Origin of the sequence: Paenibacillus hunanensis (assembly GCF_014645615.1) — a bacterium.
GTDB classification, from domain to species: domain Bacteria; phylum Bacillota; class Bacilli; order Paenibacillales; family Paenibacillaceae; genus Saccharibacillus; species Saccharibacillus hunanensis.
This window is the reverse complement of the sequence record NZ_BMMB01000003.1, coordinates 369,100-381,432: the sequence shown is the minus strand read 5'-3', so window position 1 is coordinate 381,432 and position 12,333 is coordinate 369,100. Positions and strand designations below refer to the sequence as shown.

The following is a 12,333-nucleotide window of genomic DNA, read 5'->3' as shown; positions in this document are numbered from 1 at the left end:
TTGAACTGGTGAAACATAGGGTGCAGATATGCATTGATCTGTAGATCGCATGAGGGGAGAATCGTTCATGAAGTTTGATGCGGAATCGAATACGCATGTGCCGATCTCTAAAAAAACATCAAAGTCCGTACAGCTAGAGCTATTACAGCCTCAGCATTTGGAGGAATTATTGTCTTTTGAGCTACCAGAGGATCAGCATCGGTTTACTGCTTTGCCCGTTGAAGTACTGGAGATTTCGATTCGCGATCCAGAGCGGCATCCAATTGTCATTACAGTTGATGAGCAGGCTGTAGGCTTTTTTGTATTACATGAGGGTGCAGGTGTATCCACATATAGATCCTATACCTCTACTTCTGCCGAACAGCTCATGTTGCTACGCGCATTTCTTATGGATCATCGGCAACAGGGAAAAGGCTATGCTCGTCTGGCACTGGAGGGATTACGCTCTTTTGTAAACGAGCATTTTTCGCATATTCATGAGATTATACTGGCTGTGAATGTACGTAATGAGCCTGCACAGAAGCTTTATCTGCGTACAGGCTTTGTAGATCACGGATTTCGGCGTCCTGGTGCAGTGGGGATGCAGTGGATTATGCATTATATGGTTAATTCTGATGCGAGTGCGTTTCACTAATCATTTTGAATGTAACGGGGGAACTTGGAATGCAAACGACGTTGGAATTTGTACCTGTTCAAGAGCAGCATGTGGAGCAGATTGTAGATATTTATAATTATTATGTACTGCATACGACAGTATCGTTTCATACCGAGCCACTGACACTAGATGAGATGCGCGCGCAGCTATTCGATCTGCCTGCTCATTATTGCTCGTATGCGATTATAGAGCATGCTGGGGAACGGGATACGGATGAGCAGCCAGTAGCTGGCGCAAGCGACAGCTTAAACGAATCTGTAATACGCGCTAACGATTCTGGAATATTAGTAGGCTATATTTTGCTAACTCGCCACAAAGCGAAGCAAGCGTACGATACCACGGCTGAGATTACGATCTATTTAAAGCCTGAGCAAGCAGGAAAGGGTATCGGTAGCCGCGCGCTTGTATTTATCGAGCAGGCTGCACAGCAGCATGGATTCCACGTGCTGGTAGCGACCGTTTGCGCGGATAATACCAGTAGTATTCGCTTGTTTGAACGGTATGGATATGAGAAGTGCGCTCATTTCCGTGAGGTAGGACGTAAGTTTGACCAGTGGCTCGATATTGTCAGCTACCAGAAATTGATTGGCAGACGGGAGGGCGTGGATGGCTAGTATATTAATTGTCGAGGATGAGCATAAGATTTCCCGATTATTACAGATTGAGCTTGAAGCCGAAGGCTATGATGTTCGGCAGGCGTATAATGGTGCGCAGGCATGGGATCTGTACCGCGAAGGGGGATGGGATCTGGTGCTGCTGGATGTGATGCTGCCGGAGATGAGCGGGATTGAGATCTTACGCCGCATCCGTGCCACCGATCCGTCGACGATGGTTATTTTGCTGACGGCGCGTGATTCGGTGGAGGATAAGGTAGCAGGGCTTGATCTGGGAGCGAATGATTATGTGACCAAGCCATTTCAGATTGAGGAATTGCTGGCACGTATTCGCGCAGCGATTCGGCTCAAGGAGCAGCAGCTACGCGGCAGCGCAGAAGTGGCAGAGACAGACAACTGGCTGGTGGCAGGAGATTTGCGTCTGAATGAGAGTACGCGCGAGGTAGAGCGTGCTGGACAGTCAGTGGAGCTAACCCCACGCGAATTTGATCTGCTGGCTTATTTATTGAAAAATAAGCGTCAGGTGCTAAATCGAGATCAGATTCTTGCAGCGGTGTGGGGCTATGACTATTTTGGCGATACGAATGTGGTCGATGTGTATATTCGCTATGTACGCAAAAAAATTGATCAGGGTCATGAGCAGGAGCTAATACATACAGTGCGTGGCGTAGGCTATGTACTGCGGGAGCCATCATGAGACTCAATCGACGGATTCATCTGTATTCGTCGGTGCTGTTTGCGCTCGTATTGATTGTGACGAATGTGCTTGTCTATATTGTATTCAGCTCGTTAACGATTCGTGAGCAGCAGGATCGGATCGTATCGCAGACAGAGAAGGTCGCCGATAACATCCGCTTATCAGCGAATGATCTGCCTGTAGCGGATTTGCTGCGTGCGTATGTTCCGCTCGAAGGTATGATTCGTATCGTCGCCCAGCAGAGCAGCAATAGCCTGCTTGTCACCTCACCGAATGAGCAGCAATTATCTCAGCGTCCGGTTGCCTATGCATCCAGTCTCGTATCGCAGGTTGTAAAAGATAACGGACATCGCTATGTATTTGTATCGGTTCCGATCATTTGGAATGATGGTCGTGTGGTAAATGTGCAGGTGACCGAGAGCTTGAAGCAGACAGAGAGCTATCTGAATGTGCTACAGCTTGTATTATTGATCGTAACCGGTCTGGCGATGATTCCGGTATTTCTATCTGGTCAGATTCTGAGTCGGATCGTCATTCGTCCAATTGCTGCACTCACCTCAACGATGAGTGAGATTCGTCGCAGCGGTCATTTTAAACGGATCAAGCTGGAAGAGCGTTCGCAGGATGAGCTGTATGAGATGGGGATTACGTTTAACCGAATGATTGAGCTGCTCGAAAATAACTATGATAAGCAAAAGCAATTCGTTTCCAATGCCTCCCATGAGCTGCGCACACCGCTAACGATCATTGAGAGCTATGCCAGCTTGCTCAAGCGTCGTGGGCTGGAGCGGCCAGATTTGTTTACAGAATCGATCGAGGCGATTCATTCTGAAGCGGTGCGTATGAAGGAAATGACTGAGCAGCTGCTATTACTCGCACGTCATGAGGAGCAGTGGAACCTGAAGCTGGAGCCGGTCGATCTCAGTCATCAGGCTGCACAGCTATCCCGTGAATTCTGGCAGGCGTATAATCGGCGTGTAGAGGTGGTGCTATCGGCAGAGCTTCAGGCTGAAGCGGAGCTGTGCACCATTTGGACAGATGGCGGCAAGCTACGCCAGCTCCTGTTTATTTTGTTGGATAATGCGCGCAAATATAGCAGTGAGGATATGATACTGGAGCTTGGATTCGATGATCGGTCGCTTGATCATTCGGAGCATCACGAAGCGGGAACTCGGAATCGTTATATTCGAGTAATCGATCATGGTATCGGTATTCCAGCTACGGAATTGCCAAAGGTATTTGATCGCTTTTACCGGGTCGATCAGGCACGAACAAGGCAGGATACAGGTGGCTCGGGACTAGGCTTGACGCTTGCTGAGCGTATTGCTGAAGCACTCGGGGCTACGATTCGGTTGGAAAGTGAAGAAGGATCTGGTACAACGGCTATCGTCACCTTGCCTGCAACAGCTCAGCATATGGCTGGCTTCTCAGCGAATTCTAATTAAACGCCTGTATACTGTCAAGGAGATCACTCTAGACGGTATGAGGCGTTTTTATTTTGATCCTAATTTCGATGAAAATCTACATCTGGTAACACGAAAGGATGAACAGCATGTCAAATAAACGATTATGGATCATTGGAGGGGCAGCAGCCCTGTTAATTCTTCTATGTGCGTCCATTTGGGTCTGGAATACGTCCGGGCAAGCGAAGCCCTTACTTAACGCAACTCAGGTCGGCGAACAGATTCAGGCGCAATACCCCGGAGAAATTACGAGTGTTGTCAAAAACAATGATGCCTACATCGTACAGCTCGAATCGGATAAAGGCCGTTATGAGTTAAATGTGAGCGCGCAAAATGGTAAAGTGCAATCGATCCGTCAATTGCAAGGTACGCAAACGGTTGCGACTGCTACGGGAACAGAAGCAACAGCTTCCTCTAGCTCAAATGAAGCGACTACTTCTACCTCCGATTCGGCTCCAGCAACATCAGGTAGCGCGACAGTGCCCACTACAGACTCATCTTCTACAACGTCTGCTCCAGGTGAGAATGGTAGCACAGCAACGCCTACAGAGCCAGCGAATACAGAATCGGATCGCTCAAAAGCGGAAAGTAACATGCCTGCTTCCACACCAACAACAGCTCCATCATCTACCCAGTCAGTTCCAGACCCGGTAGTGCCTGGTGGAAAAGGCGAATCTAGCAGCACCACTCCGAATAAGTCGCCCAGAGAGGATGATAAGGATAAATTGCCATCACCACGTCCACACCCTGCTTCACCAGGCAAAAAGGACGCTTCTAGCACGGTGCCCTATGCATCCAATTCACTAACTGAGAAGCAGGCTGAGCAGATCGCACTTCGTCAGGTGAAAGGAAAAGTGGACGATGTGGACTTCAAGTACAGCGGTAAGACGGGGCAGCAATATTATCTGGTGGATATCGATACACCCGATGATCGGGAAGCGGTCATTCAGATTAATGCGATATCAGGTGAAGTCATGTCGATCACATGGGATGACGAGGGCGATGCTGACGATAAAGATTGAAGAATAAATATTAAAGAATACGAACACGATCACTATTGAACACATTACGATGTGCAAATCAGGCTAATGATCCCAATAGATAGAGCATATCCATGCTTAGTTCTGCTTGATCTATGCAGATAACCAACCTCATCGGTGCGTTCTCATCATTTTCTAATCTGATTATCAGAGTCATCTCATTTAGCTGCTTTATATTGATAACATAGCCCGGCAGCGAGCAACAGCGAGATAGTAACAGACAGCATTACGTATCGGATTCACATTCTGATCATGAAGCTGTACGGGGCAGAAAACAGAGAAGACGATAGCGCTTGATCTGTTTTCGATTACTTAATGGATGATATCGAAGGAGGAAATGAATATGAAGAACAAATGGATGAATCGTAAAGCAGGCGTTGGTATTCTGGCAGCAGCATTGACGGTAGGAGCAGCAGGCACCGTAGTCGCTGCATCAAACAATAACAGCAGTGCAACCGTTCCCGACAATTCAAAAGTGATCGGTATTCAGCGTGCAGAAGCAATCGCCCTGCAAAAAGTACCTGGTGGTACAGTTGAAAGTATTGAGCTGGATCGCGAACGTGGCAAGCTCTACTATGAAGTGGACGTGAATCGTAGTAACGGTAGCGATGTGGATGTGCATATCGATGCACTAAGCGGCGCTGTAGTGAAAAGCGTAAATGATGATAACGACGACGATGATGCTTATGTTGTACCAGGTAAAGGAAATAACTCTTCATCGGCTACCGTTCCTAGCACAGCGAAGGTTAAAACCGTTGATCAAGCGATCGCCATTGCAAAAACAGCCGTAAATGGTACAGTGACCGATGTGGAGCGCGATCGTGAAGATGGACGCATTCAGTATGAAGTAGAACTTCGCTTTACAGGTGGTGAAGCAAAAGTTGAGATCGACGCCGCTACAGGCAAAATCGTCAAAGTCGACAAGGACTACGATGACCATGACGACGACCAAGATAATGACTAATAGTTGCTACAGCTAAGCTTGTCAAAGCTAGTATTATGTTAAATGCTCAGCCAGTACGATAGTGGGGTAGCTATCGTAAGTGGCAGATGCAAGAAAACGTACAAGCTTTACCTGTAAGAAGCAGCTAGCAGCATTGCATTGGATGGAGCTACAGTCCATTTTGTTATATCCAGCTAATCGATAATTTTACACAGCAAAGCCTCCATTCCGTATAGAAGAATGGAGGCTTTGTCATGCAATGCATGAATTCATGCACACGATATACAATCAGAAGTGAGGCTTACTTCAAAGAATGATGTTCCAGCAAATCGTAACGATTGCGCAATTCAAGATGGAAACGAATGCTTTCGAGCAATACAGGATCATGTTCTTCCTCTGCTTCAGCCAAACGTTCCTCCTTGATGGAATCGGGGCTGCACAAAAATTGAGTCATCCACATGGACAGATCAGCGTCCTTTTTCATGATGAAGCCCTCCCTAAACATAAAGTGAGTGTTGATGCTCAGCATCGAAGCTGATACATATAACACGGAATAAGTGATAAGAAGAAAGTAAATGCGACATTTACTTTGTCCAGACAGACACCAGTTAGAGATAGAATAAATCTGATGTTTCGGTTTAGAAAATCAAGTACAGCTGTGTCTGCTTTTCTTATTTGTATTGTAGCGCCCCTTCGTTAAAGAAACGTGATGTGTTCCTTAAAATTGCATTAAATATTTGCTGGGAATAAAAAGAATTAGTATGACTGTATTAATAATACGACGCTTTGGAATCAGCAAAAAAATAGTGCAAAGAAAGGAATACTATTTCAAGCAAGACGGATTCTTCTCTAAAATAAATCCTAGTATGAAGAGTGCTATACTATATATACGTTACTAATTACATATTGGATTCAAAATCAGCAAAATTTTTGCCAACAAAAAAACATCCACTCTTCTAAAATACTTAGAAGAAGTGGATGTATGGAGGTATAGTTATACTGATAAAGTTGGAATAAATATATTGGATGTGTGGAGTTTGAGGTTATAAATAGCTTAATACAAATGTACCACTACTGCTACCAGAACTGGAGGTAATTTGAACGGAATAATTTCCTACAAGATTATTGTTGCTTATGCGGAATCCGTACTGACTGCTACCACTGTAAGATTGATTGGACATGACCGCACCAGTTTGTAGATTCGTTAATTTAAAATAAAACGTATCATAGCGATTAGGGGTTACTGTAGCTACAAGCTCTCCACGTAGAGGCACCACAATAGCATTGCCATTGACTGGATAAGGACCTGAGAAATCGTTTACAGAAATGGGAGTAGGGCTAGAGACAAGCGGGTTGTTTACAGTAACATCAGGTGATACAGGATTAGCGAAACTTGTAGGCGCGGCAGTGAGAGCAAGAGCTAACGACAGAGTGGACAGTACGGCAATGTTTCGAGTTTTCATGATCATGTCTCCTTTATGTTAGATTTACAACCAATTTTATAATAACCTTATCATTCATTATATTCCACAATTTGGAATATAATTCACAAAATAGACAAAAATTGGATAGTTAAACTCATATGCTAACTCAAGATTATCGCTAACCAAAATGCTGTTAGCACATTCTTCAGAGAATAGAAAAGCACAGCAAAAGACCCTGATGAATATCCCGCTTATAAATAGGATACACATCAGGGCGTATGAGCAATATAGTTAACATTGCTGTGATTCATTCATAGTAAATATCGAATCTTTTATCTTCAAACAGGATTGTGCTTATCTAAGCATTCTATCATGCAACCGATCACTTCGGCGTCGACGGCGAAAACATCGACGATTCGCGCAGCACGAGACGATGCGGAACGATATGCCGCTGATGGTGAATCGCAGCGCCGTTTTTATTTTTATCCTGAATCGCCTGAATGAGCGCTTGGGATGCTGTATACCCCAGATGGTAAATGCCAATATCGATACTCGTCAGCGGTGGTGTGGACAGCTCTGACAGGGCGATATTGTTAAAGCTGACAATCGCCACATCCTCAGGCACTCGATAGCCAAGCTCATGCAAGCCACGCAAAATGCCAAAGCTCACCATATCATCGACAACGACAAGTGCTGTCGGGCGCTCCGGTAAATTCATGAAAAATGACATCGCTCGATAGCCGCTCTCCTGTAGGAACTCACCCTCCACAATCCAGTCTTTACGATATTCCAGTCCAGCCTCTTGAAGGGCACGCTTGAAGCCCTCCATCCGGTCAAGCGATACGACCAGCTCAGGCGGACCACTCACAAAGCCGATTCGGCGATGACCCATCTGGATCAAATGGCGGGTTGCATCGGCGGCTGCTTGAATATTATCCGTATCAACGGTGATCATATTACTGTGCTGCTCGCTTCGTCCTACCAGTACAGCAGGAAATTGATTCCGACTCAAAAAGTCGACAACAGGATCGTTTTTGCGTGAATAGAGCAGGATTGCCCCATCGATCCGTCCGCCATATACAAGGCGAGATACCGCATCGACTTCTTCCTGTTCACTGGAGCCAGAGCTAAGCACCACATCATAGCCATTCCGATTGGCCTGAGCGACAATACCCCGAATCAGTTCCATAAAGAACGTATTTAAGAATAGCTCTTCCGCTGGCTTGGGCAGAATGACGCCAAGACTTTGCGTCGTTTTGGAAACAAGGCTTTTTGCCATAATGTTAGGATGATAGCCCATATCCTCCATAATCGCTCTGACCTTTTCAGAGGTGGCATGACTGATTCGAGGATGATTGGACAGCACGCGCGATACGGTAGAAGGAGATACGCCCGCCCGTTTGGCGACATCTTTAATTGTAACTGACATATGTACCTCCTTAATTTAGGTTGCACGATGTATATTGCATAAATAATATGATTTTGTGCAATCGAATTCAGATCATATGAACATGAGATAAGAATCAGCATGTTCGGGTCGTGTCTCTATGTTAATCGAAGTCTCGCAGAAGTGTAAACCTTCATTTAATAATAACCTGAATGGCGTAAAATGAAAATATATTGCCTGCGGAGTAGATAAAACAAGCATAATGGTGGTTACATTGTAAAAATCGCCCAAAATCAGCGTAAATGATTTGTGCAAACGTTTTAACAAAAAGGAAATATGAGTTATGATGGAATCGTTGAATTAAGCGCTTCCATTAACCGTTTACATAATATTATTGTCATAACTGGAAGTTAACTGGCGAATAAATAATACATTGCGCGAAAATGAACAAACGTTTGCGCAAATATTTACACAGGGTGGATCGTAAGACTCTGTATCGACGGTTGCTCTAACTGGCATAACTGTATAAGGGAAGCGCACAATTTGAATTACATAATGGAAGGATGAATGACTATGTTACGTCAAAAGTACAGTGCGCTGGTAAGTGTGCTTATGATCATGCTGCTGATTCTGTCAGCATGTAGTGGAGGAGGCGCAGGTAGCGGAACGGCAAGTCAGCCTGCTGCTGATCCAGCCGCGAGCGAGGAAATGCAGGAGCTGTTACCGGAGGAAGGCGCAAAGCTGACCGTATGGGATAGCGGCGATCAGAAAGCATTTATTGAAGAAGCAGCGAAGGCATTCAAAGAGAAGTACAATGTTGACGTAACGTTTGCTGAATTGGGACCGGATAAGTCCATGGGACAAATGGTAACCGATGGCCCTGCGGGTGTAGGTGCCGATGTGTTTGCCGGCGTGCATGATCAGATCGGACAGGGTGTATCCGCTGGTGTGCTGATGCCTAACGACTGGTTCGAGGAAGATACACGCTCCCGTAATAGTGAGCTAGCGATCAAAGCACTGACTTACGATAATATTTTGTACGGATATCCAAAGTCGGTTGAGACGACAGCGGTATTTTATAACAAGGATCTGATCGATGCGGTTCCTGCGGACTGGAATGGTGTGATACAGTTTGCTAACAAATTCAATGATACAAAAGCGAATAAATTCGCCATCATGTGGGAAGTGGGCAATGGCTACTATGTATTCCCATTCCTGGGCGGCTACGGTGGCTATGTATTTGGTAAAGATGGCACCGATCCGAATGATCTTGGTCTGAACAATGAGCAGTCGGTAGAGGGCGCAACCTTTATCCAAAGCCTGAACAAAATTTTGCCACTCAAAACATCGGATATTAACGCAGATATCAAAAAATCCCTGTTCTCCTCCAACAAGTTGGCAATGAACATTAGCGGCCCATGGGATACAGGCTCACTAAAAGAATCGGTAAAAAATCTAGGTGTAGGAATGTATCCAAACCTGCCAAACGGCAAGCCAATGACACCGTTCTCTGGTATCAAGGCGTACTTTGTGAATGCGTATACCAAATATCCAAATGCGTCCAAGCTATTTGCAGACTTTATCACATCTGAAGAATGGCAATTGAAGAACTTCGAGATGAACGGCGCACTGCCATCCAACAAAAATGCAGCAGCTAGCGAAACGGTACAAAAGGACCCAATCGCATCCGTATTCCTGAAGCAGTTTGAAAATTCGGTTCCAATGCCATCGATTCCAGCAATGGCGCAGTTCTGGTCTCCAATGGAAGCGGCGATGTCATCGATCTGGAACGATAACAAAGATCCGAAGCAGGCGCTCGACAATCTGGTTAGCCAGATGAAGAGCAATATCTCGACAGGACAATAACAATGAATAAGGCAGCTATTCATCCTAAACGAACCGCCGGAATGGGGAGCGCAGCAATTGCTGCTGTGCTCTCCGCTGTTGTTATGGGGCTGGGTCAGATGTATAACCGGCAGTGGGCGAAGGGTGCGTTGTTCCTACTTGCTGGACTGGTCAGTCTGTATCTGATTCTAAATGGACTTGCAAGTAATATGTGGGGATTGGTCACACTTGGTGAGCAGCCTGCACATATGGAGAAGGTTGGACGATTGTATCGCAACGTACCAGGTGATCATTCGATCTTCATGATGATCTATGGTCTGGTAGCACTGTTGTATGTTATTTTGCTTGCTTGCTTCTATGTAGCGAATATTAAGGATGCGTATCGTATCGGTAAGCAGCGTGAGCGTGGACAAAAGGTGAACACGTTCCGCGATACCTGGCGTATGCTTGGCGATAAAGGGTTTCCGTATGTACTGCTTGCTTTACCAACGATCGGTGTGCTGGTATTTACAATTTTGCCGATTGTGTTCATGGTATTGATGGCATTTACAAACTATTCCGCACCTGATCATATTCCACCGAAAAATCTGGTCGATTGGGTAGGCTTCCGTACGTTTACGAATCTGGTCACACTGGAGGCGTGGAGCCATACGTTTATCGGCGTTTTGACCTGGACGATTATCTGGGCGGTTGTGGCGACGGTTACGACGTACTTTGGCGGTATTCTGGTAGCGCTGCTGATCGAGCAGCAGGGAATTCGTTTTAAAGGCTTCTGGCGGACGCTGTTTATTTTACCGTATGCAATTCCGCAGTTTATTTCCCTGCTCGTCATGCGTAACCTGCTGAATTATCAGTTTGGGCCGGTCAATCAGTATTTGCGTATGCTAGGAATGGGCGGTGTACCCTGGCTGAATGATCCTTTCTGGGCAAAGGTGACGGTTATTCTGGTGAATATGTGGATCGGGATTCCGGTATCGATGATTCTCGTACTCGGTGTACTGACCGCGATTCCGCGCGATCTGTATGAAGCGGCAGAGGTGGATGGGGCGACAGGTTTCCAGAAATTCCGCAACATTACGATGCCATTCGTGCTGTTCCAGACCGCACCGATCCTGATTATGCAGTTTGCTGGTAATATTAATAACTTTAACGTGATCTTCTTGCTGACGAATGGCTTGCCAGCGAATGGAGATTACGCGTATGCAGGTAGTACCGATTTGCTCGTCACATGGCTGTATAAGCTGACGCTGGATAATCAGCGCTATAACTTCGCTTCGGCGATTGGGATTATTATTTTCATTATTATTGCGGCATTCTCGCTTTATAATTATCGACGCAGCCGCTCCTTTAAAGAGGAGGATATGATCCAATGAAAAAGAAAAGACGCATCAAGCTTACGATCAGCTATGTGCTGCTGGTGCTGATCGCGCTGGCCTGCATTTATCCGGCACTCTGGATCATTTTGTCCTCCTTTAAAGTCGGTGATTCGTTATACAGTGAGACCTTGATTCCGCAAAAGCTGACACTACAGCATTATGCTGATCTGTTCCGCTCGCAATCGGATAAGGATCTGCCGTATGTAAAATGGTACTGGAATACGCTCAAGGTAGCGGTTAGCAGTATGGTACTCGGTACGCTGGTGCAAATTTTGACCGCATATGCGATGTCCCGCTTCCGGTTCAGGGGTAGACAAACGATGATGTCGGTCATCCTGATTCTGGGTATGTTCCCAGGCTTTATGAGTATGATCGCTGTCTATGTTATCCTGCTGCAAATGAATCTGCTGAACTCGCCATGGGCATTGGTGCTGGTATATACCTCCGGTGCAGCGCTGGGCATGTTCGTAGCGAAGGGCTTCTTTGATACGATTCCACGTGCACTGGAGGAATCGGCACTGCTGGATGGAGCAAGTCATTTTCAGATTTTCCGACGTATTATTTTGCCGTTATCGACGCCGATCATTACGTACATTGCGATCACAACGTTTACAGGAGCATGGGTGGACTTTATTTTCGCACGTCTGATCTTGCGCTCGCGTGAGAACTGGACGCTGGCTGTAGGTCTGTACGAGCTGGTGAATAGCTACTCCAGTACAGAATTTACGCTATTTGCCGCTGGCTCAGTGCTTGTAGCATTGCCGATCACGATTCTGTATATGTTCTTACAGCGCTTCCTTGTACATGGATTGACGGCGGGTGCGACGAAGGGGTAAGTGATGTTATTACCTTTTAGAAATAGATGCTTGTTCCAATAGGAAATATAAGA

Annotated in this window: 12 protein-coding genes; 9 read left to right on the top strand and 3 right to left on the bottom strand. The window is 45.9% G+C overall.

All coding sequences use genetic code 11. The features are described from left to right. Positions 1-67 precede the first annotated feature (67 nt). The 6 genes from IEX62_RS07890 to IEX62_RS07865 all read left to right on the top strand — a co-directional run bounded on the left by IEX62_RS07890 (position 68) and on the right by IEX62_RS07865 (position 5,433). Entirely contained in the window at positions 68-634 is a 567-nt protein-coding gene (locus tag IEX62_RS07890) for a GNAT family N-acetyltransferase (RefSeq protein WP_188774880.1), read from the top strand. A 29-nt stretch (positions 635-663) separates the two neighbouring features. After that, complete coding sequence (locus tag IEX62_RS07885; RefSeq protein ID WP_188774879.1) at positions 664-1,269, top strand: GNAT family N-acetyltransferase; 606 nt, start codon at positions 664-666, stop codon at positions 1,267-1,269. Continuing rightward, positions 1,262-1,966, top strand: a complete 705-nt coding sequence (locus IEX62_RS07880) for a response regulator transcription factor (protein WP_188774878.1) — start codon at positions 1,262-1,264, stop codon at positions 1,964-1,966. The genes IEX62_RS07885 and IEX62_RS07880 overlap by 8 nt, the downstream gene beginning before the upstream one ends. Continuing rightward, positions 1,963-3,411, top strand: a complete 1,449-nt coding sequence (locus IEX62_RS07875; protein ID WP_188774877.1) for a sensor histidine kinase — start codon at positions 1,963-1,965, stop codon at positions 3,409-3,411. Before IEX62_RS07880 ends, IEX62_RS07875 begins: the two co-directional genes overlap by 4 nt. A 107-nt stretch (positions 3,412-3,518) precedes the next feature. Further along, positions 3,519-4,451 (top strand): PepSY domain-containing protein, encoded by a 933-nt coding sequence (locus IEX62_RS07870; RefSeq protein ID WP_188774876.1) that lies wholly within the window; start codon positions 3,519-3,521, stop codon positions 4,449-4,451. 361 nt (positions 4,452-4,812) lie between these two features. Then, positions 4,813-5,433, top strand: coding sequence for a PepSY domain-containing protein (locus IEX62_RS07865; RefSeq protein ID WP_188774875.1), 621 nt, complete (start codon positions 4,813-4,815; stop codon positions 5,431-5,433). Positions 5,434-5,713: 280 nt separating this feature from the next. On the opposite strand, the gene IEX62_RS07860 is transcribed toward IEX62_RS07865, so the two are convergent. From IEX62_RS07860 to IEX62_RS07850, 3 genes are all read right to left on the bottom strand, one after another. Beyond that, positions 5,714-5,896, bottom strand: a complete 183-nt coding sequence (locus IEX62_RS07860; RefSeq protein WP_188774874.1) for a hypothetical protein — start codon at positions 5,894-5,896, stop codon at positions 5,714-5,716. A gap of 559 nt (positions 5,897-6,455) precedes the next feature. Next, positions 6,456-6,875, bottom strand: a complete 420-nt coding sequence (locus tag IEX62_RS07855; protein ID WP_188774873.1) for a hypothetical protein — start codon at positions 6,873-6,875, stop codon at positions 6,456-6,458. Between the two features lie 343 nt (positions 6,876-7,218). Beyond that, on the bottom strand, positions 7,219-8,265 hold the full coding sequence (locus IEX62_RS07850) for a LacI family DNA-binding transcriptional regulator (RefSeq protein ID WP_188774872.1): 1,047 nt from the start codon (positions 8,263-8,265) through the stop codon (positions 7,219-7,221). Between the two features lie 531 nt (positions 8,266-8,796). Between IEX62_RS07850 and IEX62_RS07845 the strand changes: the two genes are divergently transcribed. The 3 genes from IEX62_RS07845 to IEX62_RS07835 are packed head-to-tail and all read left to right on the top strand — an operon-like array spanning position 8,797 to position 12,280. Then, complete coding sequence (locus tag IEX62_RS07845; protein ID WP_188774871.1) at positions 8,797-10,089, top strand: sugar ABC transporter substrate-binding protein; 1,293 nt, start codon at positions 8,797-8,799, stop codon at positions 10,087-10,089. A 2-nt stretch (positions 10,090-10,091) separates the two neighbouring features. Next, positions 10,092-11,441: a carbohydrate ABC transporter permease gene (locus tag IEX62_RS07840; RefSeq protein ID WP_188774870.1), complete on the top strand. Its 1,350-nt coding sequence runs from the start codon at positions 10,092-10,094 to the stop codon at positions 11,439-11,441. Then, positions 11,438-12,280, top strand: coding sequence for a sugar ABC transporter permease (locus tag IEX62_RS07835; RefSeq protein ID WP_188774869.1), 843 nt, complete (start codon positions 11,438-11,440; stop codon positions 12,278-12,280). Before IEX62_RS07840 ends, IEX62_RS07835 begins: the two co-directional genes overlap by 4 nt. Positions 12,281-12,333 lie beyond the last annotated feature (53 nt).